Annotated in this window: 23 protein-coding genes and 1 pseudogene; 9 read left to right on the top strand and 15 right to left on the bottom strand. The window is 38.6% G+C overall.

Annotated elements, in window-relative coordinates; genetic code table 11:
- Positions 1 to 103: 103 nt before the first annotated feature.
- A complete protein-coding gene (locus HWV02_RS10125; protein ID WP_211690388.1) occupies positions 104 to 1,072 on the bottom strand; it encodes a chromosome segregation ATPase in 969 nt (322 codons plus the stop codon).
- Complete coding sequence (locus HWV02_RS10120) at positions 1,072 to 2,409, bottom strand: sphingomyelin phosphodiesterase (RefSeq protein WP_255550648.1); 1,338 nt, start codon at positions 2,407 to 2,409, stop codon at positions 1,072 to 1,074. Before HWV02_RS10120 ends, HWV02_RS10125 begins: the two co-directional genes overlap by 1 nt.
- A 361-nt stretch (positions 2,410 to 2,770) precedes the next feature.
- Between HWV02_RS10120 and HWV02_RS10115 the strand changes: the two genes are divergently transcribed.
- The 3 genes from HWV02_RS10115 to HWV02_RS10105 all read left to right on the top strand — a co-directional run bounded on the left by HWV02_RS10115 (position 2,771) and on the right by HWV02_RS10105 (position 7,424).
- Positions 2,771 to 3,688 (top strand): DUF368 domain-containing protein, encoded by a 918-nt coding sequence (locus HWV02_RS10115; RefSeq protein WP_211690387.1) that lies wholly within the window; start codon positions 2,771 to 2,773, stop codon positions 3,686 to 3,688.
- Between the two features lie 371 nt (positions 3,689 to 4,059).
- On the top strand, positions 4,060 to 6,981 hold the full coding sequence (locus tag HWV02_RS10110) for a proprotein convertase P-domain-containing protein (protein ID WP_211690386.1): 2,922 nt from the start codon (positions 4,060 to 4,062) through the stop codon (positions 6,979 to 6,981).
- A gap of 62 nt (positions 6,982 to 7,043) precedes the next feature.
- On the top strand, positions 7,044 to 7,424 hold the full coding sequence (locus tag HWV02_RS10105; RefSeq protein WP_211690385.1) for a hypothetical protein: 381 nt from the start codon (positions 7,044 to 7,046) through the stop codon (positions 7,422 to 7,424).
- 57 nt (positions 7,425 to 7,481) lie between these two features.
- Here the strand turns inward: HWV02_RS10105 and HWV02_RS10100 are convergent, their stop codons facing one another.
- Entirely contained in the window at positions 7,482 to 8,420 is a 939-nt protein-coding gene (locus HWV02_RS10100; protein ID WP_211690384.1) for a DMT family transporter, read from the bottom strand.
- A gap of 89 nt (positions 8,421 to 8,509) precedes the next feature.
- On the opposite strand from HWV02_RS10100, the pseudogene HWV02_RS23000 reads away from it, so the two are divergent.
- Positions 8,510 to 8,641, top strand: a pseudogene (locus HWV02_RS23000) (LysR family transcriptional regulator); the annotation flags it as partial.
- Positions 8,642 to 8,749: 108 nt separating this feature from the next.
- Positions 8,750 to 9,424, top strand: coding sequence for a substrate binding domain-containing protein (locus tag HWV02_RS10095; RefSeq protein WP_255550647.1), 675 nt, complete (start codon positions 8,750 to 8,752; stop codon positions 9,422 to 9,424).
- Positions 9,425 to 9,520: 96 nt separating this feature from the next.
- On the opposite strand, the gene HWV02_RS10090 is transcribed toward HWV02_RS10095, so the two are convergent.
- From HWV02_RS10090 to nrfB, 7 genes are all read right to left on the bottom strand, one after another.
- Positions 9,521 to 10,393: a lipase secretion chaperone gene (locus tag HWV02_RS10090; protein ID WP_211690382.1), complete on the bottom strand. Its 873-nt coding sequence runs from the start codon at positions 10,391 to 10,393 to the stop codon at positions 9,521 to 9,523.
- A gap of 2 nt (positions 10,394 to 10,395) precedes the next feature.
- Complete coding sequence (locus HWV02_RS10085) at positions 10,396 to 11,337, bottom strand: triacylglycerol lipase (protein WP_211690381.1); 942 nt, start codon at positions 11,335 to 11,337, stop codon at positions 10,396 to 10,398.
- A gap of 310 nt (positions 11,338 to 11,647) precedes the next feature.
- Positions 11,648 to 12,094 carry a cytochrome c-type biogenesis protein gene (locus HWV02_RS10080; RefSeq protein ID WP_211690380.1) on the bottom strand — a complete coding sequence of 149 codons (447 nt, stop codon included), beginning with the start codon at positions 12,092 to 12,094 and terminating at the stop codon, positions 11,648 to 11,650.
- 39 nt (positions 12,095 to 12,133) lie between these two features.
- Positions 12,134 to 14,008 carry a heme lyase CcmF/NrfE family subunit gene (locus tag HWV02_RS10075; protein WP_211690379.1) on the bottom strand — a complete coding sequence of 625 codons (1,875 nt, stop codon included), beginning with the start codon at positions 14,006 to 14,008 and terminating at the stop codon, positions 12,134 to 12,136.
- Between the two features lie 81 nt (positions 14,009 to 14,089).
- Complete coding sequence (gene nrfD / locus HWV02_RS10070; protein WP_211690378.1) at positions 14,090 to 15,058, bottom strand: cytochrome c nitrite reductase subunit NrfD; 969 nt, start codon at positions 15,056 to 15,058, stop codon at positions 14,090 to 14,092.
- Positions 15,055 to 15,741, bottom strand: a complete 687-nt coding sequence (gene nrfC, locus HWV02_RS10065; RefSeq protein ID WP_211690377.1) for a cytochrome c nitrite reductase Fe-S protein — start codon at positions 15,739 to 15,741, stop codon at positions 15,055 to 15,057. Before nrfC ends, nrfD begins: the two co-directional genes overlap by 4 nt.
- Position 15,742: 1 nt before the next feature.
- Positions 15,743 to 16,345 carry a cytochrome c nitrite reductase pentaheme subunit gene (nrfB, locus tag HWV02_RS10060; RefSeq protein ID WP_211690376.1) on the bottom strand — a complete coding sequence of 201 codons (603 nt, stop codon included), beginning with the start codon at positions 16,343 to 16,345 and terminating at the stop codon, positions 15,743 to 15,745.
- Between the two features lie 643 nt (positions 16,346 to 16,988).
- Here nrfB and nrfA point away from each other — a divergent pair.
- Positions 16,989 to 18,428: an ammonia-forming nitrite reductase cytochrome c552 subunit gene (nrfA, locus tag HWV02_RS10055; protein WP_211690375.1), complete on the top strand. Its 1,440-nt coding sequence runs from the start codon at positions 16,989 to 16,991 to the stop codon at positions 18,426 to 18,428.
- Positions 18,429 to 18,503: 75 nt separating this feature from the next.
- On the opposite strand, the gene HWV02_RS10050 is transcribed toward nrfA, so the two are convergent.
- Positions 18,504 to 19,139, bottom strand: coding sequence for a tetratricopeptide repeat protein (locus HWV02_RS10050; RefSeq protein WP_255550646.1), 636 nt, complete (start codon positions 19,137 to 19,139; stop codon positions 18,504 to 18,506).
- Between the two features lie 124 nt (positions 19,140 to 19,263).
- Here HWV02_RS10050 and HWV02_RS10045 point away from each other — a divergent pair, with 124 nt between their 5' ends.
- The gene (locus tag HWV02_RS10045; RefSeq protein WP_255550645.1) at positions 19,264 to 20,289 is read left to right on the top strand and encodes an NAD-binding protein; all 1,026 of its coding nucleotides are present in this window, start codon (positions 19,264 to 19,266) and stop codon (positions 20,287 to 20,289) included.
- 32 nt (positions 20,290 to 20,321) lie between these two features.
- Here the strand turns inward: HWV02_RS10045 and HWV02_RS10040 are convergent, their stop codons facing one another.
- Positions 20,322 to 21,761, bottom strand: coding sequence for a PLP-dependent aminotransferase family protein (locus HWV02_RS10040; RefSeq protein WP_211690374.1), 1,440 nt, complete (start codon positions 21,759 to 21,761; stop codon positions 20,322 to 20,324).
- Positions 21,762 to 21,875: 114 nt separating this feature from the next.
- Here HWV02_RS10040 and HWV02_RS10035 point away from each other — a divergent pair, with 114 nt between their 5' ends.
- The gene (locus tag HWV02_RS10035) at positions 21,876 to 22,790 is read left to right on the top strand and encodes an EamA family transporter (protein ID WP_211690373.1); all 915 of its coding nucleotides are present in this window, start codon (positions 21,876 to 21,878) and stop codon (positions 22,788 to 22,790) included.
- 8 nt (positions 22,791 to 22,798) lie between these two features.
- On the opposite strand, the gene HWV02_RS10030 is transcribed toward HWV02_RS10035, so the two are convergent.
- The 3 genes from HWV02_RS10030 to HWV02_RS10020 all read right to left on the bottom strand — a co-directional run bounded on the left by HWV02_RS10030 (position 22,799) and on the right by HWV02_RS10020 (position 24,323).
- Positions 22,799 to 23,062 carry a hypothetical protein gene (locus HWV02_RS10030; protein WP_211675196.1) on the bottom strand — a complete coding sequence of 88 codons (264 nt, stop codon included), beginning with the start codon at positions 23,060 to 23,062 and terminating at the stop codon, positions 22,799 to 22,801.
- A 211-nt stretch (positions 23,063 to 23,273) separates the two neighbouring features.
- A complete protein-coding gene (yjjX, locus tag HWV02_RS10025) occupies positions 23,274 to 23,816 on the bottom strand; it encodes an inosine/xanthosine triphosphatase (RefSeq protein WP_211680146.1) in 543 nt (180 codons plus the stop codon).
- 3 nt (positions 23,817 to 23,819) lie between these two features.
- Complete coding sequence (locus tag HWV02_RS10020; RefSeq protein ID WP_211690372.1) at positions 23,820 to 24,323, bottom strand: NlpC/P60 family protein; 504 nt, start codon at positions 24,321 to 24,323, stop codon at positions 23,820 to 23,822.
- A gap of 479 nt (positions 24,324 to 24,802) precedes the next feature.
- Here HWV02_RS10020 and HWV02_RS10015 point away from each other — a divergent pair, with 479 nt between their 5' ends.
- Positions 24,803 to 26,407: a wax ester/triacylglycerol synthase family O-acyltransferase gene (locus tag HWV02_RS10015; protein WP_211679519.1), complete on the top strand. Its 1,605-nt coding sequence runs from the start codon at positions 24,803 to 24,805 to the stop codon at positions 26,405 to 26,407.

Raw genomic sequence — 26,407 nt, 5'->3', positions numbered from 1 at the left:
ATTACATCTGGTATAGCCCAGATGTTAATCTAGTCTGCACCGTTAACATGAAGGAAACATGACTTTTTCATTAAGCTTTTTAATACAAACTAAAAACTAAAAACTAAAAACTAAAAAAGTTAAGACGATATTGATATAAACGTTCCGCTTTATAAACCTGCCAATCTTCATCATTCATGGTTTTCTTTGATGTTGCTCGTTCATTAGCAAGTGTTACCTCAAGTTCATTTAATCCTTGCTGGTAATCCGTTATTTCTTGCTCTTGCTTATCGACTTGCTGCTCTCGGTTAACAATAGATTGTCGTTCGCTAGCGGTGAGATATTGCGAAGCCAGATCAGCCTTGATTCTGGCTGTTTCATCTTCAGGCATAGACGATGGGATTAACTGCAATGCCTCTTCATATTTGGCGGTATCAGAACTTAACGCAAAGCTATCTAAGTCATTAGCCCGTTCTGCCAACATAGTGTTGTATTCATTGATAAAATCATCCGCGTTCTGGGTCTGGTTAAATCGACTATCAGGATCCGATAACGATAAAAGGTAGTCATAATAAGTATCTTGCTGCTGAAATAACAGCGCTGCATCATCACCCCACACCTGCTCTCTAATCGCTTTAACATTGGCGATTTTATCCGCCAAACTTGCATCCTGACTGATTAACGATTCCCCCATCAGACGTTGCTCTTCCTGCAGGTTCACAGGAAAGTTAATTAACAACTGATAACGATCATCGTCAAGTAGCAACCGTTGTTCGGCTAACAATTCATCACAATTATTATGTCTGCGACATTGCTGCCAAAATGACGTTATCGCCGCCATTAGCGTCTGACCTTGTGTGTCTTGCAATGAGGTATCTTGCTCGGGCATATTTTCATTAACTTGCATCTGTTCTTTAACGTGCACCTGTTCTTTAGCTTGATTCGATGCCATGTCTGTCGGTTGTATTGTTGAACTTACGATTTTAGATAATGCACTTTCTTGCTCAACTGAGTTCAGTTTATTTTCATTGGTGATGAAGAAATAAACGCTGCCCATAAAGGCAACGCTTATTAATAGTAGTGGCAATCGCATTAACGTATCACTGCTTTAACAGGGAAATGGTCGGATAGATTCCAATGTTTCCATAAACTAGCAACCGTTGTACGCGGTATTTTGACAGTATTTATGTTGTCATTTCGCTTAGCAAACTCATTACTGACAACAACATAATCAAGATATTCGATATTTTCACCACCCGATAGTGCACTCCCTGCATAATCATTAATACGCGGGTCGAACGTTGACTCTGTATAACCTGCATATTGCGGTTCATCAGCGCTAAGGTTCACAAACATCTGGTGATAGTCAGTTGGGAATTTAAGCTTGTTCACATTAAAATCACCACCGTAGACAACTGTGTCAGTGGCTGGAATATTCTGCGCTTGTGCAAAATTGCGCATCTGGCGGAATTGGCGTTGGCGATATTCACGTGCGGTATCAGTATCAAACGACGCGGTATGGGTTGCTAATACATGGTACGCCTGACCATTTTTGATCACTTCAGCATAATTTACGCCTTTATCAGCAAAGCAGTCTGTACCAGAGCAATCAGGATAGACGTACTGCCCTTCATTAACAATTGGATAGCGACTCACAATAGTCACACCACCATCGTAAACATTAATCCCAGGAGAATCTAACATCTTCGTTTGATACGGGTATTCTTTAGCAAGATCTCGCAAAAATGCATCACGACCAGAAGCAAAGACTTCCTGTAGCATGAGTACATCATAGCCTTTTAAATGCTTCGGAATTTCCTGAAAACGGTCACCGATGTGCTTTGCAATCACAGGCAGAGCCCAGACATTATATGACATGACTTTGAGTGTATCTGCGTCTGCTACAGGCTGTTCATCAATTTTTTGCGGTGTGATACTGTAATAAATATCATCATAACGGCCAGTTGCACTCGCTTTAAACGCGATTTCAGTACTCTTGCTGTTACTGTTATATTGCGATTGATAGCGGTAAGTATCACGATCATCCGCCCATTTTAGCGCAACATCATTGGCACTAGCACCATGATCAAGTGTTGATTTATACCAATATCCTTTCACTTGTTGTAGCAACGAAAGCGACTCGCCATTTTCATTAGTTACAAGTGTTTCGAACTGATAAGTATCACCTGACTTAACCCCTTTCCAGCGATTAAAACTTAATACCATTTTAGTTTCCCATGGTTTAAGTGTTTGCACATATTGTTTCCATTCAGAGCCTTCTTCAAGTAAATCTGAACCGGTATGGTTAACTTGAATAGACATAGTCTGGTTAGAATTATTAGTAAGGTAGATATCACTGTCGGCAAGTGCAGACGCACTCATAACACAAGTGAGGCAAGTTGCTGTTATTACATTTTTTAGTATATTCACATCAAATCCTTTGATTGTTGTTATAGCGGATCTGAGGTTAAATTAAGAATATGACATTTAGAATACAATAATATTAAATATTTAGTTGGGATCACAATTAAGCATGAACATAGATAAAAAGCGTGATCACTGATAATAAACACCAAAGTAACCACAAAAATAATCCGTTTTATAACTTCACATAAAACCGACGACGGATCACACTTATATCGATTTCTATATTTAAGCTTCGATCAAGAAATAACGTGTAAGACTATTTATGCGAAATGGAAAATGTATTTACGATAATGACATATTTTCACTAAAACAGTTTATAATGCTGTTAAATTTGACCTTTAATCAATAAATTATACGGAGAATCATGAGTAACGTTTCTATCTTTATAAAAGGCATGGCGATGGGCGCAGCAGACGTTGTACCAGGTGTATCAGGTGGTACAATTGCCTTCATTACCGGCATTTACGATACTCTGTTAGGCAGTATTAGTCGTATTACTCCAAGCCTAATCGGCATGATTAGAAAGGATGGTCTAAAATCGGCTTTTGATTATATCAATGGTACATTCTTGATAGTGTTACTAGCGGGTATTCTGACGAGTATTTTTACATTAGCGCGTGTTATCACTTGGATGTTACATACGCATCCTATCCCACTGTGGTCTTTCTTCTTCGGTTTAATCATCATCTCGGTAAACCACATGTTTAAGCAGGTCGAATACTGGAAAGTCAGCCGCTTTGTAGCTGTCATCATCGGTATCGGTTTTGCTTATAGCATTACCGTACTGCAACCGCTTAATCTTGAGCCAACCTCGATCAATATTTTACTTGCTGGCTCAATTGCGATTTGTGCCATGATATTACCGGGTATTTCAGGTAGTTTTATCCTGTTAATGTTAGGTATGTATGCACCGATCCTTGCTGCTGCTAAGTCTATCGATATTGTCACCCTAGGTACGTTTGCCGCAGGTTGTGTCATTGGTATTCTTACTTTCTCGCACGTGCTTAGCTGGGTACTAAAACACTACCGCGATATCGCACTGACGTTTTTAACCGGATTAATGATAGGTACGCTTGGTAAAGTGTGGCCATGGAAAGAAACGTTAACTTGGCGTACTAATTCAAGTGGCCTTGAAGTGCCACTGCTAGAACGTAACCTTTCACCCTTTAGCTTCGAACAAGTAACAGGTCAGCCAGCATTGTTAGCGTATGCTATCGTCGCGATGCTTGCTGCAGTTATACTTATCTTGGCCTTAGAAAAGACCGCAGAAAAAGCATCCTAGTTCAATATCGAGTAAAAGTGAATGCGGCTGCTCATGTTGTCGTATTCACAACAGTTACTCCTAATCCTGCCATAGCTAACAATATATTAATTACTGCTTTGATGTTTGTTCTTTACTTAAAAACTATGCATGATAAAAATAAGATATGCATAATACTCGATGATTAAATATTGTGATAAAACAAGAACTAAATACATAACAGGGTTGAAATATAATAATTTTAAGTGTAATTTTCTTATGAAATAGTTGATATCTTCGTAACTGAAAGTTCATAAAATATGAGTTGATCTCAAATAAGCACTTCTCGTAAGCTCTCTCGCGAAATATAGCTAAGAATCATAAAAACAACTCGCAGATTACTTGGAGATAAAATGGATTTATCCAAAAAAAAAACAGCCATAGCAACAGCACTCTCGTTAATATTATCAGTACCTTCCTATGCTGAACTTGCAACCAATACGACACATAATGACTTTCGTAGTTCTGTCAAATTAGACGTTAATCCAATACAGCAAACAAATAAATCAGCCTATACAAATGGTTTACCAATACGTCAGCAGGATATAGCGTTCCAATATCTCAAGGATAATAAAAAGCGATACCAGATTGAATCAATCATTAATAGCTTGAAATTAACCTCAACCAAATCAAGCCTAATATCTAAGCATTTTTACTTTAAACAGTTTGTAAACGACATCCCAGTTGAAAGCAGCACAATAATTGTATCCATTAATAAAAATAATCAAATCACTCGTGTCTACAATAATACTTATCCAGTCTTTAAAAAAAGCAACATTCATAGTAAAAAGAATATAAGTGCGGATATGGCAATAAAGACGGCGTGGGAATTTCTACAAGCATCTGGAATTTTACATATCAAGCCAACATCCCAATTAACATATTTAAATATGGGAACAACCTTTCAGCTTTCTTATAAAGTGAATATCTCGGTCTCAAACCCACAAGGAGATTGGGAATTTAACATTAACGCAAAAGACAATAGCGTTATAAATGTTACGCGTATTGATCTACCTATTAATAAAAATGCCAACTCAAATTCAAATAATGGGAAATGGTCTCCATTTCCAATAAATAAGCAGCATAAAACATTAGATGATGCGTTAGCGGAACTACATCAGGATAATAAATCAAACGCTTATAGTGCAATATCAACATCTATAAATGCCCAAGCTTTAGTATTCTCCTCTAATCCAATTATAGATTTAAAAGATAATACGATTGAAGATAATTCATCGGAAAATAGATTCTCGTCCGCTTATGTAACAAGGTCGCTTAACGAGATAAGCTTAATTGATGGGCGCTATCACCTAAGTGGGCCATGGGTTAAAATCGTAGACTGGGATGCTCCAAACACAGAACCAAGTACAACAGAAAGTGGAAACTGGACAGCCAAACGAGGTGATAATGCTTTTAATGATACGATGACTTACTATCACATAGATCAAAGCCAACGTTATATTCAAAGTTTGGGGTATTCAGGAGAGAAAGGCATACAGTTCAATGCGATTGCTGTTGATACAAACGGTGCCAAAGGAGCTGACAATTCTTATTTCTCCCCAGGAACGAATCGTTTATCATTTGGCCATGGTGGCGTTGATGATAATGAAGATAGTGATGTAATTCTTCATGAATATGGGCATGCCATTAATAAGTCTATAAATGATCAATGGTCTGGTGGTGATACTGGTGCAATGGGTGAGGGATTTGGTGATTACTGGGCAAACTCTTACCGTTATTCAACGACTAACGGGCGTACTTTTAAACCTGAAAAAGTGTTCTCATGGGATGGGATTTCATGGGGCGGACGTCGTTCAGACAGAACCACATTTCGTTACGACCCAACAAAAACTTATCCAGCTCATACCAGAGTAAATGGACAAAACGGTGATGAACTATGGTCTACACCGCTTACACAAGCTCACTTAGAACTATTAGATCTCGGGATCCCCAGATCCGAAATTGATACTATTATATTAGAATCACAATTTGGATTGGGCCAGGGTTTAACGATGCCAGATCTAGCGAACTCAATCGTAAGCACAGCTCAAAAACTCTTTCCTTCTAAGCCGCACGCGAGGGTTTTCTTTAAACACTTTAGCCAAGTAAATATACTTGAAACCATGAAGGCTAAACCCGTTATAATCCTCAGTTCAGGTAACGATGTAACTGCCGAACCAGGTGAAACCGTTAATATACAAATTCCATTGAATAATAAGTCACCTGCAACACTATCTGGTATAATTGGCTCATTATCTAGTTCATCAAATATAGATATTAATCAACCTTCAAGCCGTTATCCTGACTTAATCGCTAACTCTATAGATAATAACCTAAAAAATTATCAATTTACAATTCCACATAACCATATTTGCGGTGCAGAAATACCACTTACACTATCTGCCCAATATCAATATAACAATAGTCCAAGGACCCACAATTTTAGTTTCTTGATTCCTACAGGAAAACCTGGAAAGCTTGTCTCCCAACAATCAACACCCAATAAAGCCATACCAGATAATGATAATTCAGGTATCAATGATCAACTCACGTTAACAAATAGCGCACCAAATAGTTCCATCTCAGTGGAGGTTAATATATCTCATCCTTATTCAGGGGATATAACACTACTCTTAACTTCTCCTCATGGTACCCAAGTTAAATTGAAAGCCAGTAAGTCTGGTGATTACAGCGCAAATATACAAGGTAATTACCCATTAACACTAACGCCAGTTGAAAGTCTCTCTGTATTTCGAGGGGAAGACACGAACGGGACTTGGACATTAAATGTTGCTGATATTGACTCAATCGGCACAGGTGAATTAATTAGTTGGAAGATCATTTCCAGCGCTTTTAGCTGTAAGATGCCAGCAAACCAACCACCTGTGATAAATATTCCGGATCTCAACATTTCAATTCACGAAAAAGAAAATGTTGTATTAGATGCAAGTAATAGCACTGACCCTGAAAATAGTGTACTAACATTCAATTGGACACAAATTTCAGGTCCTGATGTTGTGCTGATAAATGCAGACAAAGCCAGAGCCAATTTTATTGCTCCTGACGTGTCAGCCTCTACTGAACTCATATTCGAGATAGTAGTGTCTGACTCAAAAAGTACTATGTCAACTGAAGAGATCACGGTTAAAGTCAATAATATCAATACGATGACACCACAACCAGTAAAGCTAGAAGAAAACACGAGTGGAGGTAGCTTTGGGATATTTAGTATACTAACTCTCGGCTTACTTACATTATTTAGACGTAACAAATAGCGGTAAAAAAGCCAAGGCACTGTCTCTTTACAGTGCCTTGATTACGATAGAAAAGGTGAATAATGAAAAAAAAATATTGGAAACTAACCCCTATTTTATGTTTTTCAATCCTAATAACAGCGTGTCAATCAACACATTCGGTTGTTAATACGTCGACTAAAACAGTGACCATATACAACCTAAAAGGAAAGGAAATAAAAGAGCTCGTTGATCCTTCAATTATACAAAAATTAGAAATTAATTTATCTAAAAAAGATCGTATCTTTACAAAGCGTAGGCCTACATTTGAAGCAAAAATAATTATTAAAAACTCAAATGCAACGATTAATGAATGGTTTTATTCAAGTAAAGGCTTTGCCACATCAGCAAACAAAAAAAATACTGATATATATAGGGTATTCCTGCCGAGTATAGATCTTTATTTAAAAGCGAATGAAGATTAGTATAAATCATGTAGCTCCACTTCTGCACAATAAGAAGGGGAGCCCTTTATATAAATGTTACTTTAAGCTACGGTGCTTAATTGTATATTGCGGTTTAAACGATATGAATATCCGTTTCAGTGACGGGTAAGCATTAGCAAAAATGACTCCGACCGTAATACAGGTAATCCCAGTTAACTGTATTAGATGAGGCTGCGTACCCATGGACATGCTAATCAGTAAAGTAAACATTGGAATAAGGTTAAACATAGATGTTACTTTTTGTGGTCCAATTGTTTGAGTTGCCTTCATCCATAAAAAGTAAGCGACTAAAGTACCTAAAATCCCCATGTAGGACAGTAATACGAGATCCTTCAGTGTCATGTTTTGGTAAGCATCAACAGGGGATTCAAGCCAGCAAGCAGTTAATAACATTTGTATTAGTCCGAGTCCCAATGTCCACCTGACAAACTGAGGTACAGGTACATGCGGTACCCATTTTTTCGCCAGAATTGTATACAAACAACCACCAGCCAAGGCTAAAACAACGAGAAGATCGCCCTTCCTCAAGTATATCTGGTGCCAGTTTCCATCGGTGATCACCAACAACACACCAAACAGACTAATACAGATACCAACGATATGGTAAAAGGTGATCCGAGTACGTAATAATAGTGCAGAAAGCAACAGACCAGCGAGTGGCATGTTCGCCATAATAACAGATCCGTTGACAGCCGAAGTATACCGCATCGCCAAAAACAAGGCGCTGTTTTGGATGAACACCCCAATAATAGAGAGTAACAGCAGATAGCCTTTGTCCTTATTTGACAGTATCGATTCAGGATGTTTCGATAATAAGCGTAGAATAAGGAGGGCCAACACCGCTATCGAAAAACGAATTGCAGCCGCTGTGATAGGGGTTAATTCTGGGCTTAACGCACTAATAGCATTAAAGTTACTCCCCCAGAAAAAAATAGCCAATACCGCGCCCAGCCAGATTTTATAATTATTTCTCATTGTGTTACCTATCTAATGACTTGTGCGAACAGAATATAGATTGCATAATTGTTTGTTAATAGACAGATTTAAGAGCTTAGTTATCAAAAATGAGAAATCACTCATTGGATGATTTGTACCTTTTCGTACAAATCTCTCAGTATCAAAACCTGACCGTTGCAGCAAAGAAACTAGACATACCATTGGCTACCCTCAGTCGTAGGCTAAAACGGTTGGAGCAGCAACTCAACTGCAGGCTAATCGAAAGGAGTGCTCATCATTTCTCCCTAACCAGTGATGGCATCCGCTACTGTCAGTTATGTCAGCCATTTATTAATGGATTACATAATGTGAAGCAACTTATTGAAATTGACCGGCAGCAACTTGAGGGGCACATTAAAATTACAGCGCCAATGAATATGACACAGGCCTGGCTCAAACACTGCATCTATGATTTTTACCTGAAACATCCGTCCATCAGTATCGATTTACAGGTACAGAACGAAAAGATTAATCTCACCACCGAGCAAGTCGATGTCGCATTCCGAGTTGGAGATGCTCAGGAGCCAGACTGGATTGCTCGTGATCTCTGGCAAAGCTCATTTGCTCTTTGTGCATCGACCCTTTATCTGGACCAACACCCCACTATTCATCACCCTTCAAATTTACTGGATCATAAATTACTGTCAGTCAGTACCTCCCCCAGTTGGATTATGCGTCATAAGCAAACTGACGAGGTTTATGAGATCAGTACTGAGTTTTCGTTTAAATCAAATGATGTGTTGTTGGTCAGAGATGCTGTTAAAGAAGGTATGGGAATCAGCTGGATGCCACCTTATTACTTTAATGGAGAACAGCATAAGGGTCATGGCTTGGTACCGATACTACCAGACTGGTCTGGCCAAGATCGCCAGGTTATTTTGATGTACCGGGATAGAGACAAACAGCCTGCTAGAGTTCAGGCATTTATTCAGCATGTGTTCGACTGGAAAGCAGAGCAACCAGCTATGTATTCGGTGAACTAGCACCAAATAGCTGGTTTATAATGGTATATGATACTCGACGAGTAAATCTACAAATAAAACAATTACTCACAAAAGACCTTTCGCATTTATTAATGACTATGATTCTGTATTAACATCATGAATCCGTTCCAACGCTTTAATCCGGCGTTGTTGTTGAGAAGAAAAGTTAGCCTCACGTAAGTCTGTTATCGCGAATTCTAGCTCTTCATCCGTTAAGTTGTCATCCGCCATTAGCACTTGGCGCTCAACAAAATAATCATCAAGCTGGGTACTGAACGTATTATTTTTTTCATCTAATTGAGCTAAACGCTGTGCCCCTTCAGCTCCGACTAGCTCTTGACGTATTAAATACTTTTCTTGCGTATCCAACCCTTTAGTATCTGCTAACGACCCCATTAAGGCCGCATTTTTATACACTACCTGCTCTTCTACAGGAAGCAACTGTAATTCTTGTTGCCATAGTACATTAAACTCCTCTTCCGACGCTGCAACTTGCTGAAGCTCTAGCTTTTTCAATGTCATCGTTCTAAGCTGGTTTTCTTCTGCGAACAGATCTTTTTGTTGTTCCGGTGTAAAAAACTGAAGCTGAGCAGCAAGTAATAGATCATTTAACGCTAACAGATCCTCTAAACCAAATTCATCAGAGCTAGCATTAGATTCTAGTGTCTGTAAATAGGTCTTATAGTTAATATATTGCTGAAATAATACCTTATCTATTTGTGAGTCAGCAGGACGCTGCGAATTAAACTGTATAAATTTCGCTTGTAAATCATCCAACTCAACCTCACCTAATCCCGATAAAAAATATTCAAATGTATCGCGATCAAATTTTGAATCAATAGCAGTATCCTGCTGCGATTTTGACTGGAACGATTTCGCTTGTATTTGCTTATTAGTGTTGTTTTTATAGATAAAGATCGCAGTAACGACTACGATTAAAACTACCAGCGTTAATACGATCTTTTTCATTTCTATAAACCTTGTAGTTTTAAACGGTTAGCATGTTGACGATATAAAGTTTTTGGATCAGTTTCAAATAAATGATGAAGACCCAAAGTTTGATTAACTTCATCCATATGATTCATTCTATAATTATCGCGAATTACTTTACCTAAGCGTGAACTGCACGAAGAAACAAGACCATCATTTGGAACATTAAAAGCCTTACCAGTCAGAGTAAGCGCTAAATCCATTGGATCTAACACATTAGTAAAGTTAGAACTACCGCTCCATGAGTAATAGTAAACCCCATTTCCAGCAACATAATCACCTTCACCACATGCGGTTGTAGGCACACCTTCTGGATACGATTCATTAAATTTTAGTGAGTTTTTAGTTGTTAACGCTTCTAATGCAGCAACTGAATCTTGTGGTAGCTGCCCTCCACGAGAAAGAAAAGTAATTAACTTACTTAAACCATTAGCCATAGAAGATATTAATTTTTCAGATACCGACCCCTCTGGCACCTCACCACGTAAAATATCTGCAACACGAGATCCTTTATTCACACCACCAATGCTCGTTACTGACGCCACGTATTGTGGCGCTACAGATGCCACATAACGTGATGTCGGCCCGCCATGGCTATGACCAATTAAGTTAACTTTATCAGCACCAGTAGCTGCTAAAATCTGTTCAACCTGTGCTAATAACTGCTCGCCACGAACTTCGGTAGTATTCGCCGCAGATACTTGAGCCACATACACCTCAGCACCACTTTTACTTAGAGCACGGGTAACACCATAAAAATAATCAATACCCAAAATGGAATCAAAACCAAACAGCCCATGGACTAAAACAATGGGATATTTCGTTTCTGTGTAGCCCTTATAGCTCGAACTATTCATGAAGCCTTTAGCCTGACTACTAAATACAATTAAACATAGAGTAAAAAATGTAAGAATCCGTCTCATTTATCTATCCTTATTATTAAATTTAAGTTAACAAATCAGTTCAGAGAGCCAGAACTGAGCTTTAGTGAATAAATACAAATAAACGATACAGGTAGTCACGTCATATAAATGTGATTAAGATCAATGTATTAAGAGAATATTTTTGTATATGAAAGTTTGATTTTTAGCGTTTGATTTTAAATGTGGAATTTTAACCTAATTAGAGATTAAATTATAAAAAAAACAATATAACCAACCTTTAAGCATCTCTTAATGGGTATTTAACTCTAAGTGATTCAAGGTTTAGAATTAATATATAAGTAAAATAAAATTAATTAGCTATTGATACAGTTACTTTTCGATAACCACACCAACCAAATAACATAATAAGAAACAAGGGTCCAAGCCACAATACATAAGTTCTCGGTTCAAATTTAGGTTTATACAAAACCACATCACCAAAACGGTGAGTAAGAAAATCTATCACTTGTCGATCGGTTTTCCCTTCATTCACCATCAAATACACTTTAAGTCGCAAATCTTTGGCTATTGGGGAATTTGACTCCATCAGGTTCTGGTTTCGGCATTGAGGGCAACGTAATTGGCGTGCTAAGTTAATGGCCCGATTTTGAGTACCAACAGAATTGAACTCAAATATTTCTACCGATTGCTGTGATTCAACACTCGATGATATGTTATTTTCTGTTTGTAACTGTGCAGATAGAGGCGATACAACTAGTATGATAAAAATAAACAAATACACCGATGATAACTTCATTTTACTTCGTCCTTATATTGATTATTAACTTACTTTTTATTATTTAGCATAACGTTGTCCTATTGCTAACAGGCCACCAAGCATCATCATTATACTTCCCGTCCATAGCCAATTAATAAACGCTCTATTTTGTATTCTAATTGCATATGAATGACGGCCTATTTTCTCACCCATGGTGATGTAGATATCACGTAGCCAACTAGAATGAATAGCAGGTTCACTCATATTCATCACTCGGACTGGATAATAGCGTTTTTGTGGTTTCAATTGTACAATATGCCCGTCCTTATCAACGACCTCAAGTACCGCCTGCTCTGCGGTATAATTAGACGCGACCAACCACTCAGTCTCTATATAGTTAACGGTTATATCGCCTAAAACTACAGAACTACCAGGACTCATTTTGGCACTTACTTCTGCCGATTCGTAACTGACAAGCAGTACTCCAACAGCTGTAATAGCGACACCAACATGCGCAACAGTCATGCCTAAATGGCGAATACTCACGCCGCCAAATAAACTCGACATAGCCACTGCAGCACACAATATCAATACCAGTGATACAAACACTGACAAGCTATCATTAAATAAGTAACTAGCCACAGAGCCGACGACAATAGAAGATCCCCAAACTAATACCAGCTTCGTGTTTATGCCATTAAAGTTGGTTTTTTTCCAATGTATAAAGGGTGAAACACCCATTAACACAAAACATAACAATGCCAAGGGGACAAATACGGCATTAAAGAAAGGCGCACCAACCGAAATACTCGCAAGATTAAATACTTGGAATACCATCGGATAAAAAGTCCCGAGCAATATCGATAATGTTGCAACCACCAGCAAACTATTTAGCATTAAAAACAATACTTCTCGACTAACCATACTGCGTAATCGCAAAGGTTTAATCTTACCGTTTTGTAACATAAACAAGGTTAATGGTACCACCACGCAAACACCTAGGATCACCAAGAGTACAAGTCCACGAGTTGGATCTACTGCAAATGCATGCACTGATGTTAAGATCCCTGATCGAACCACAAATGTACCCAGTAAACTTAGGCTAAATGTAAATATGGACAGTAGTAAACTCCAGTTAATCAAGGCCTGACGCTTTTCACTGGCTATCAATGAATGTACTAATGCAGTACCTGTTAACCAGGGCAGCAATGACGCATTTTCAACCGGGTCCCAAAACCACCAGCCTCCCCAACCCAGTTCATAGTAAGCCCACCAAGCGCCAAGTGCGATGCCTCCCGTTAGCATAACCCAAGCTGCAAGCGTCCAAGTTCGGCTCCACTCTGGCCAAGGGATATTAATATCTGGCATCGTTAACGCAGCGACCGCAAAAGCAAACGCACCCGAAAATCCGACATAACCCATATACAACAGTGGTGGATGAAAAATAAGGCCAATATCTTGTAACATCGGATGTAAATCTCGTCCTTGCATTGGTACAGGAAACAAACGTGAAAACGGGTTTGAGGCCAACAAGGTGAATAAGCCAAACGCTGCCGTTAATAGGCTTAAAACAATTAATACTCGACTGATAAAAACCTGGTTATGATTACGGTTAACGAAGGCAATAGCCGCAGACCATACAGACAGAGAAAACACCCAAAATAATAATGATCCTTCATGCCCACTCCATACCGCGGCAATCTTAAAAAAGACGGGCAGCTGTGAATTAGAGTGTTGAGCAATATAACCAACAGAAAAATCATCCACGGTGAAGCTATAAGCAAGTAGACCAATTGACGTCGCCACCGCGATAAATGCGCCATAACTCAGTGGCCATGAATAACGGCTAAGTTGCGGTTGTTTACTCGCAATGCCAAACAAAGGAATAGCGGCACCTAAAATAGCGCATAAGGTACCAAGGATAAGCGAAAATAATGCAATTTCTGGGATCATAAATGGATCCATTAATAATAGGAAAACAAAGAGAGCCCTAATGAACCCTCTTACTTTATACTCAAGTCATTAAAACACTCGCTAAACGACCGTCATCTGTCCCGCATACAAAATAAACGTACGTAGCATTAACACACCTGCAAGACTGAGTGATGTCACTAACAATACAAACACTTTGTTATGACGCGACTGAGCTGGCACAAAAAAGTTTAACGCGAATGGCATCAACATACCTGTGCCAACTACCCCGTACCAGAACCATGATGCCCAAAAACCACCACCAATTGCAGCCATTGCCGCCGCTTCTTTCTGACCACCACCAAAAATAAGACCAGTGAAGAAAGTAAGTAACACAAACAATTCGAACACAACAACTGGACGTTCAATACTGTGGATCCATTTAACGCTTTTACTATGGAATGATTCTTTAAAACCAACAACACCCAGCATTAAACACGCCGCAGCACCTGATGACACACTCGAGAAGATAAACAGCACTGGTAATACAGGGTTGTTTAACATCGGATAGCTTTTCAATGCCGATAATAAAAAGCCAGTATAAGCGGCTAACATCGCAGCAAGCAGTGCTAAAAATAGCTCTAACGCATTCTCGAATTTAGCGATTTTATCTACAATGGGATTAACAAAAGCAAGGCGATCTTTAAATAGCTTCTGAAGTAATGTCGCTAACTCTTCTTTGAACATCACCGCGATCCAAGTAAATAGAATAACCATATAAACTTGGAATAAGATCACGCCCATCGACATAACAGAAGTTGGGTTAAAGTAAACTAAGATCTTCCAAAACGCTAAGGGTTTAGTTAAGTGAAAGATCAGAATGGTTAAGCCTGACATGATCCCCAACGGCGCTAAAATTGCGGTTGCTTTGATAATACCATTAGCTGACGCTTTACCTTCAATCACCTTACGTTTCAAATGGATAGAAATTAATACCATCCCTGCTGACATGCCGGTTAAAAACAGGTACACAGCAATGATCCAGTCCCATACTAAAGAATCAAACGTAAAAGCACTTATAAATGTATTCATCGTTTTATCTCCCCTTTTGTGTCTGCCACTTTATACAGTTTCGGTTCGGTACCGAGCTCTACTTTCGAACGGTAAACAGCGTTACTTGCAATCACTTTGTTTATCTCACTCGTTGGATCATTAAGATCACCAAAGGTCAGTGCGTTAGTCGGACACGATTCCACACAAGCAGGCAATTTACCGGCTTTTAGGTTGGTATCACGACAGAAGTTACATTTATCTGCAGATTTCGTTTCAGGATGGAAGAAGCGCACTTGATACGGGCATGCAGCTAAGCAATAGCCACAACCCACACACTTATCGCCATGCACATCAACAATGCCGGTTTTTAGATCAACATACGACGCACCCGTTGGACAAACTGTCACACAGGGCGCGTTATCACAGTGTTGACACGAGATACGGCTAAATGTGTAGTCAACATCTGGGTACTCACCCATCGCCGCGCTACGTTCTATTTTTAAGCGAGAAACACCTTCTGGCACATTATTTGTTTCACGGCAGGCATCTGTACATGCAGTACAACCAATACAAGCCGTTTCATCAAAAACCATACCGTAGCGTTTATTACCATCAACTTGTGTGGCGACTAATGATTTTTGACCGAACGCGACTGTAGATACGCCAGTAGTAAAAATAACCGCACCAGCACCAATTAATAAGTTTCGTCTAGAACAGGCCATATCATTCTCCCTTATCTTTTTTAAAGTTAAAGTCTTTATGACAATCGACGCATTGCGCAATTTGAGCCTTACGTTCTAGCGCTTGCATGCCTTCTTTTTCACCATCGGCATGAATCACATGACAAGATGAACAAGTGGCTTTCTTCGCATGTACGTCATGCACCCAGGTCTTTTCTTGTAATCGTTCTGATGTATGACATTCAGTACAATTGCCTGTTGCTTTTAAGATAGCGTCAAAATCTAGCAGGGTTTTATGTGTGCCGATTTGAGATTGAGCTGCAGAGAACTTGGTAACTTGAGAGGGATTTTCGCGGTGGTCTGGACCAATCGAATTATGGCATTCAACACATTTAAGGTCTCGGCCAATTTCTGCGACGACTTTTTCACCATGCGTACCTTGTCGTGTTTCTTTCGAGTCTTTATGGCATTGCGTACACGCATAATCACTGTCACGAATAAACGTTACTTCATGTCGGCTGTCAGTATTCGGATCAAGGTTCTGACGATCTGACGACTCTGCAGTAACACTGAAATTAAAACCATAGATACATATGAACAGCAGAAAGCTAATCGTTGTACGTATGGCTAATTTTACATTACCCATTTTGCATCCTTCTATGAGAATTATAAAAATGTACTTAAATTAAAATACATTTTAATTTTCGTTAGTTTAATCATTCAAACAAAACAAAGTTTTTAAATTAAAAGTAATTTTAACTTAACAATTATTTATTTTACTGAATAACACTAATTCTAATTAAGAATAATTCTTATTTATATATGCCAGCCACAACGCTTAACGAATTCACTATATTTTAAAATAGAAAAATTAAAAACAAATAACACATACCTATAACGAGTTAATGCTATATTTGAGATATACATCAACAAAGCTGTAACCCTTTGTTTTAAAGGCAGCATGAGTTGTTATTTAAATGTAAATAAATGTCAACGTGTGTCATTTAGTGTATAGCACCCATTCCAAGATTATATTCTTATTATTAATTCGCATCACAAGGCTTAGCTTTAAGCATATTGATCAAAAACAATAAACACGACGGTAACGTTCGATTTGTATTTATATATAGGTAGGTTTGAGATATTTTAAATAACGTCATTATATGTTTTAAAATAACCCTTCAGATATGAAAGGTTAAATTAAAATATATAACTACATTTCCAATTCTTATTTTATTGCCACCCTCACAACGCTTGGTCAATCTAAATAATTAATAATTGGAGACAACATGGCTAGTATATATAAAACTCTAAAACCAGCCTCAGGCGTTGCAGTTCTGCTCGTGACATTATTGCTTGGTGCTAGCAGTAGTACTGTATTTGCTGCTGGTCAAGTATCAGAAAGATTAGAACCACGTAATGAAAAATTCGAACAAGCCCATCCAGATCAGTATAAAACCTGGAAAGCGACCAGCGAAAGTAAAGAAATAGAAGATGCATTACAAGATGATCCGAATATGGTCATCATGTGGGCAGGTTATGGTTTTTCTAAAGACTATAATAAGGCTCGTGGTCATTTCTATGCAATTGATGACATTCGTAATACCTTACGCACAGGTGGACCAACGAATGCGAAGAGTGGCCCAATGGTCATGTCTTGCTGGAGTTGTAAAGGCCCTGACGTAGCACGCTTTATTGAAGAAAACGGTGAAAATGCTTACTTCTCGGGTAAATGGGCTAAAGGTGGCGCTGAAGTGGTCAATGCAATTGGTTGTGCCGATTGTCATGATACCCGTAGTGACGCATTTAAAAATGGTGAACCGGCGCTAAAACTGACTCGTCCACACGTTGAACGAGCAATGGAAGCAATTGGCAAGCCATTTGCAGAGCAAGGTCGTCTTGATCAACAAGCGCAAGTTTGTGCGCAATGCCACGTAGAGTACTACTTCACTGGTCCAACAAAAGCCGTTAAATTCCCATGGGATAAAGGTACTTCTGTTGACAAAATGGAAGAATATTATGACGAAATTGGCTTTAAAGATTGGACGCACAAGCTGTCTAAAACACCAATGTTAAAAGCACAGCACCCTGGTTATGAAACATGGCGCGAAGGTATTCACGGTAAAAACAACGTAACATGTGTTGATTGTCATATGCCTAAAGTGAAAAACGCAGACGGAACAGTGTTCACGGATCATAAAGTGGGTAACCCATTTGACCGTTTCCAAGATACGTGTGCAAACTGTCATACACAAACGAAAGAAATGCTACAAGATGTTGTTAAAACGCGTAAACAGCAAGTTCAAGAAATGAAACTGCTGGCTGAAAAACAAATCGTTGCAGCGCACTTTGAAGCAAAAGCAGCTTGGGATGTCGGCGCAACACAAGCTGAAATGGATGAGATCCAACTTAACATCCGTCATGCACAATGGCGCTGGGATTATGCAATTGCCTCTCATGGTGTGCACATGCATGCTCCTGAAGTTGCATTACGCATATTAGGTACAGCGTTAGATCGTGCAACAGATGCACGAACTCAATTGGTTCGCTTACTTGCTAAGAAAGGTATTACAAAACCAGTAGCGATCCCTGATATCTCAACAAAAGAGCTTGCACAAAAAGCTCTTGGTATGGATATGGACAAGATGAATAAAGAGAAAGCTGAATTCTTGAAAACACTTGTACCAAAATGGGAAGCTGAAGCAGAAAAACGCGAAGCGACTTATTAGTCATTCGTAAAGTACAACAAAAATGCCAACATAATGTTGGCATTTTTTATTTAATAAATACTATTTTATCAGTTGTTATCGAATAAATTGTTTAGCTTGATTAATTGAATTGATAATTGATACTCTATCTAACCCTTGCTGATCAGAGTCAAGCAACTGTACCCAAAGGTCGATTGCTTGTTGATAACGCACATTCATAAATTCATTTGACGCTAACATCATTAATGCCGTTTGATTATTGACTTCGAGTGATAATGCTTGCTCAAGTAATGCTTCAACCTCTACCGTTAAATGCTGTCCTCCCGCATAATATAATGCAGAAGCCTTTGCTGAATACAGCGTGGCCGTTGGGCTAGGTGTTAATTTTATTGAATAATCAAACACTAATAAAGCATTGTCATATTCGCCGTTATACAGGTAAGCATTACCAAGTTGAAACCAAAGCGTCGCATTTTGCTTATCATCATAAAGCTTGTCTTGAAGGTTTAAAATACGCTTATCACTTATTTCTAGCACAGAAAGCTGCTCGAAAGGGGCAGCAGCGATTACCGCTTGCTGCGTCTCTAAGCGCTGATAATCGCTCAATAAATAATAACCCCCTAAGCTACCTACAATCAGTACAGAAGATATTAATGGCGTCCACAAACGTCTATTCATAGTCATTATTTCATCTGTTGATAATGATGCGATCAGTTTAACAGATCTACCCATTAATACTTACTTATAAAGCTAAATAGTGAGGTAAACATTGTTAAACTCGCAATAAACTGCTTAGATACACCTACAAATGGGTACTTGGTATTAATTAAACAGCTCTGCAAGAGAGAGACAGTCAATGAACACGAGCCAACCACAAAATTGCAATACTACAATGATCCGGACTCATGCCCTACTGAATATTGCTAAATCAATTCGGAGTATTAAAGAGGCTAAAAACCAAGGTATTGAATATTTAGAACCAAATATTGATCTTGTTGCGATTCAACGTAAATTAGATCAACTTGAAAGCCAATATTACTTTAATCATCCAGGTTACGTAACTAATCTAACTGACACGGTCGAATCGACGAAAACAAATCCATACACTGAAGAATGTAAATTACTGAGCCCTGCAGGCAATAAACGTATTTGGCATTACAATGAAGCCGCAGCTCTACAATTCATTCCGACAAAACTTGCTGTCATTGGTGCAGGTATAGACTCGATTGAGATTGCGACCATCTACCAAGCATTAGGCTCGAACGTTGATATCTTCATTACTGGCGATGAAGTATTTCCAGAACTAGATAAAGACATCAATAAAGCCTTTCAGCGTTATGTAAAACGGCTTTTCAAAATAAAACAACAAGCAGAAATAACCGCTTTTAACTGCACGGATCATCATGTTCAGCTATCCGTAACCAGCAAAAATAAAATGCTGAAGGACACGGATTATGATGCGATATTTATTACTGACGATACCGACTCACAACTCGATTTATTAACCCATCCCTTCATGGCAACCTGCTTCCCGACAGTGACATGGTTAGGCTGGACAGAAAAGCAACTCGCTAACTGTGAGTTAAATTATAAAGTGATCAACATACCATGGCGTTCACTTGGTCGCGCGAATACGGACGTAAATACCAATGGTCTCACTAAATTAATCTTTAATACTGATGACAACACATTAATCGGTGGCGGGACTATGGGTAACAATGCCGATGAAATATTTGGTGAGATTTGTTTAGCTATTCACAACAAGTTCACGGCAGACAATATTGCGCATACAGTACATGCCCATCCTACCCTGCATGAATCCATATTACTGGCTGCCGAGGTCTACAATGGCACAGCAACAGATGTATTAAATGAAGGATAGAGGACGATTAAATCAATCAGCATTAATTGTAATTAATGCTGATTCTTTATGACATCTTCATTAATAAGCCCGCACAAGAGCACCAGTTGCTCTCTCAAGGCTGACGATTGTGCTTGTTTTTCAGCACTGTCTTTCTCATTTTTAACAATCGGCCAGCCTATGTTTAATCTTAAGCAGTTTTGATAATAATCAAGCGTGGTAAATTCACTCCCAGCACGAAAAGAAATCCCTTTTTTCAACGCTTCATTTAATACGCTTTGACTATCCATATTATCGAGTTGTAACCAAATAACCATACCACCTTCGGCAACACTGATTTTAGTATTTTTGGGGAGTAATTCCCGTAGTAAACTATGGTACTGCCGTGCATGTGCCGCTAGGGTTAGCGTTAATTTTTTAAGGTGTTTTGCATAATTCCCTGTATTAATAAACTCGCATACCGTATGTTGAACGATATTATTAACACCGAAAAACTGCACACTCCGCAAGTGTAAATACGTATTAAAAAAACGCCCGGGCTCACACCATCCCAAACGATACCCTGCAGCAATCGTCTTAGATACCGAACTACACCACAATACCCAGCCAGATTTATCCCAATACTTAATTGGTAAAGGCGTAGTATTGGAATAGCTTAACTCCAGATAAATGTCATCTTCGATAACAGGCACTCGGTAATCAGCAGCAAGCTCAGCAATACGTTGTTTTTGTTGATTACTTAAACAAAACCCTTGTGGATTTATATGGTTAGCGCTAAATAAACACGCAGAAATACGCTTAGCTTTGAGTATAGATTCAAGTTGTTCTAAATCTAGCTGTGATTGATAACAAGGTATCTCAAGCACTAGTCGCCCCATATTTTCAAGTAAGTTCAATAAACCATTAAAACAAGGTGATGAAATCGCGACCGTGTCCCCTGGATTAGTCGTGACTTCAATGGCACTACGCACAGCATCGATACAACCATTGGTAACAACCAAATGATCCGCCGTTAAAGGAAAGTGCTGTTGCGTAAAATGATCGGCTAATGCGGTACGTAAGCTCATGTCACCTTGATAATCAGGGTATGCAAATAGATCTGAACCAACTTTTTGGTTGGCACGTCGCAAACAGCGATTCAAAATGTCTTGAGGTAACAACTCAGCAGGCAGTTGCGCGGTATAAAATGGACCACGTAATCCTTGATCAATGAATTGACCAACTTTAGGCTTTGCAACTTGAGCGTTGAATTGAGGATATATTGGGGTATTTTGTTTATTCAAAGGCTGAGTAATAAAATAGCCAATTTGCGGCTTTGCATGCAACCAACCTAAATCGAGTAAACGCTGATAGCAATTATTCGCTGTTGTCATACTCACATTATGCAACTGGGTAAACTGCCGTAACGACGGCATTCGTTTATCGACAAGTAATATACCTTTATCAATGTCGTTAATAATATTATCTGAAATTGTAATATAACGTGCGGTCATCCTTCCCTCCCCATCAAAATTAAAACTGTACTCTAAAAAATAACAAAAACTGCATCTGTTTATTATTTGTGAAAGCAACATACTAGTCAAACAATAAAACAACGGAGTATTCATATGCACGGAAGATCAATAGCACCTATTCACTTATTCATCATTATCGCGGTAACTTGTCTATGGGGGTTCAATTTCTCCGTGATTAAAGCGGGTGTGGACAACATAGACCCCTTTATTTTAACAGGGCTACGTTTCACCTTTGCAGCATTTCCAGCGGTCTTGTTTGTTCATAAGCCGGATGTCAAGTGGCGTTATCTCGCACTCTATGGCATTACATTTGGAGTTGGCCTGTGGGGTATGATGTCTATGGCTATTTATTCAGGTTTATCGGCTGGAACAGCGAGTTTGATACTCGAGTTCAGCGTATTTATTAGCGTACTGATGGGTATCGTCTTTCTAAAAGAGCGCATTAATACGAGTTTAAAAATAGGACTCGTATTGACCTTAGTGGGACTTATCTTTATTGCCAATATTACTGATGGTTCGGTTACCTTAATCGGTTTTGTATTTGCACTCACTGGCGCCCTAAGCATGAGCATCATTAGCTTAATGGTTAAAAAATTGAATATTAAAGATATGTTTGCTTTTGTCGCTTGGTCTTGCCTTTTTGCACCGCTGCCGTTATTTACTATGGCATATATCGTCAATGGCGTTAATCTTTATAGCGAGTTAAGCACGAAACTCAATCCAACAGCTTTTGGCTCTGTCTTGTTTCAGGCTTATCCAACAACCTTATTAGGCTATTGGGTATGGAACAAAATGCTAATTAAATACCCGCTCAGTATGATGAGTCCATTTAAACTATTAGTGCCTATTTTTGCTCTATTAGGATCGGTCATCTTTTATAACGAACAATTAGGCATAAACAAGATGATTGCCTTTTCGCTCATTATCGTCGGGATATTATTACCATTAATAACACCGTTATTAATGCCATTCATAAAACAACTACGGTTTAAAAAATTACAGTTATAATCTAACGGTTAATCAGCATTAACTGTGATTAATGCTGATTTTTCTATCTTAGCGGTACGCGTTTTAGTTCCTTCGCAATCATCACTATTACACTGCCGTGTACATGATTTAGTACAATGCACTCGTTTATTACAGCTCCATAAACAAAGCTGCCAAACTTGCCGCTTAGACTCTGGGTCTAAACAGTTGAGATCAGCCGCACAAAGATGACCCGCCTGAATCAGCTCTGCAAGTTTCGAACTCGATATACTTAAATTAACCTTAGAAGACATGATTTAATCCCTTATAAACGCGCTATAGCTCCATATATTCATAATAACCCCAATTGAGAATGATTATCAATAGCGATTATTATGTTTACTCACACTAAATTACAAAGCGTTTAAATAACAATCTAAGATGATAGCTAGATCAAAGTAAGTACGTATATAAGTGACTATTTACATAAGAATATTAGCGATACAAATCATGAACGATTAAAGATCACTGGTTATAAAGATCAGGGTATAAAAAGGGGGCCATTGCTAATGTCAGTCCTTGGGTATAATTGCTTTCGCGGGTTGCATGCCCATTCGTTAACAAACCAATCGCCCCTCCTTTGTGTTTAATGTTGACTGTCTTAAACAATTTATCCATCACTGGTCCCAATTCTTCTCCGTTTAATAATGATTGATAAATGGGTGCAGGTAATGGTAACGCAGCGCTACGTCCTACCGACTGTTGTTCTTTATTAGCAATAACAACATATGCGAATGTTGCAGGCCCATCGTCGAGTAAATCAACGCCACCTTCGATTGCAATATAAAAATCGGCATCTGCATTCTGTTTACAATATTTAACGCGGTTAATAGCCCCTTCACGTGTCTCAGAGGCATCCATGGGCTGGTCTGGGACATTCGAAGGTGCGTCGATACCATCACATTCCACAATATGCTCGGGATACAGTTGAGCAATAACAGTACGTGAAGCATTTACCTTCACTGGATTTTTAGACCCAACAATAACTTTAATTAATTTCTGTTCCATCATTTATAAATCAACTCTTCTTGATTGCCAATAGTGGCGGTTCCAATATGGATTATCCAAACGAGATAAGATTACCCCACGGCTACTGGATGCATGAAAAAATTGCAAGTCATCAACCATAATACCGACGTGACGTACATTAACCCCTGTTTTAAAAAACACGAGATCACCAGTATTTAATTGCTGGCGTTTAATTGAATACCCGACTTTTACTTGTTCGGCAGTCGTACGAGGAAGATGAATAGAAAACTGCTGTTTAAAGATCAGCTTAACTAAGCCAGAGCAATCTACCCCACTCTTACTTATCCCACCCCATTGATGAGGCGTCCCATACCAATCTTTATATTGTGCGAGTAACTGACGTTGAACATAGTCGAGTTCTGGTGTTGGTCGATTAACTGCAATTGTAGGATCTGAAGGTTTTATTGCTACCTGCTGACTACAACCTGAAATTAATACCAACAACATAAAACACAATAAAGACTTAAACACTACAACATCATCCATTACGAGCCATTTCCCCTCGCATTCTACCTTTACTCATTGTTTCAAAACAACCAACTTATAACGCAATTTATAGATCGAGTCGGTTTCCCAACTTAAACAGCTCGTCAATAGGATTCAATAAAATAATTATTAATATTTACCAGATACCTCACTATGTTACAAAGCCAACTATGTTACCGCTAACATATGGAAGTGTTATTAACACTATCAAGCTAACCCTTTTTATATACTGCCTTCGTGGTATATCTCCAGCGAATTAAGATTTAACAAATCGCCAATTAAAAAGTAGGTGTAACACAAAAAATAGTACATTTAATACTATTTTCATATGCTTAAGATTTAAGTTAACACTTTGTCACTATTTACAAATGTAAGACAAGGGACTAACATATACCCATATAGTTATAGACAAATGAAAAAGTAGAGCTAAATATCTAAACACTCTATTTTATGGATTTACTGCATAGGGATTAGATAACATGCAAGCACTAACGCTAGTTGATATGGGTTTCTTGTACACAGAAACAGTTGCCAGTCCTAAACATGTAGCCGGATTACAAATTTTTACCGCGCCTAAAAATTACGAAGGCAACTTTACTCGAGATCTGTTCGACACCTTAATGTCGCAGGACGAAATTAAGAAACCGTTTAATTTAAAACTGAAAAAACAGCTCACTGGACAATATTACTGGAAAGAAGATGACAATATTGATCTCTCTTACCATGTACGATTTGCAATGCTACCGCAACCAGGCAATGAAAGTCAGCTGCTTCACTTTGTTGAACATCAGCATGAAACACTATTAGATAGAAATAGACCTTTATGGGAAATGATTCTGATTGATGGCTTAGAAGATAACAAATTCGCTATCTATTTAAAAGCACACCACGCGTTCACTGACGGCGCAAAAGCCAATCAACTATTAATGTCGTATTTAAGCCAAGATACTGATGCGCAAATGACAGCATTTTGGAATATTGAACTTGAGCAGAAAGAAAAACAGCTTGATAGTATGCTTTCGTCACTCACAAAAACGTCCAAGAAACTGGCAGGCCAAGTTAAGTCAATCCCATCACTGACTAAACTAACAACAAAATTGCTTTTCCAAGCCGCAAATGTGTATAAAGCGGATATGCCAACACCGTTTATGGCGCCTAAAACACCTTTCTCTGTGAGTCCCAAACGTGCGCGCCGTGCAGCTGTTTCAGCTCTGTCGTTAACACGTGTTAAACGCATAGGTAAAATGACAGGCGCAACAATCAATGATGTAGTTGTAACCATCTGTGATATGGCTATTCATAACTATCTTGAAAGCAAGAGTTTTAAACTTAAAAAACCGCTTGTTGCACAAATGCCAATGAGCTTACGTGACGCTAGCGATACCGTAACCAACAATCAAGTTGCAATCAGCTTAGTTGAATTAGCTTATCATGGTGAATCACCGCTTGAACGTTTAATGACAATTAAAGATTCGTGTATCAAATTAAAAAATGAAACACGTTTACTCACAAAAGAAGCACTAACAAGCTATACAATGGCAAGCCAAGGCCTTGCTGTCGTTAGCGAATTTTTCAATTTGGATACCGTATTACCGCCAATGGGTAATGTGCTAATTTCAAATGTTCCAGGCCCACAACATCCCCTATATATGATGGGTGCGAAAATGGATCAATGCTTCCCTATTTCGGTACTTCCACCAGGAATGTCTTTAAACATTACGTTATATAGCTACAACGGATTGATCAATGTCGGCTTAGTATCATGCCGTTCTGCGCTACCTGATCTAGCGGATCTTGCTGATTATATCAATAAAGCATTTATTGAACTTGAAAACGAAGTACTAAAAAGTGCATCAATCTCGGTTTCAGAACAAATTGCACTATTAGCAATAGCGAATGCTAACTCCGATATTAAGCAACAAAGCTTAGCTGTGATCGAACAAATATTAGCAGACGCACAAAATACTACCGATATTGAAACTCCGCCGGTAACACAGCAACCAAAAATCAGCCGTGTTGATACACCACCAACCGACATTATTTCTACTGATACAGAGACTAAAACTGTATTAGCATCAGTTTAG

Source organism: Moritella sp. 28 (genome assembly GCF_018219435.1).
In the GTDB taxonomy this organism is placed as follows: Bacteria; Pseudomonadota; Gammaproteobacteria; order Enterobacterales; family Moritellaceae; genus Moritella.
Note: the sequence above shows the minus strand (reverse complement) of the source record. Positions and strands in the feature narration are given on the sequence as shown.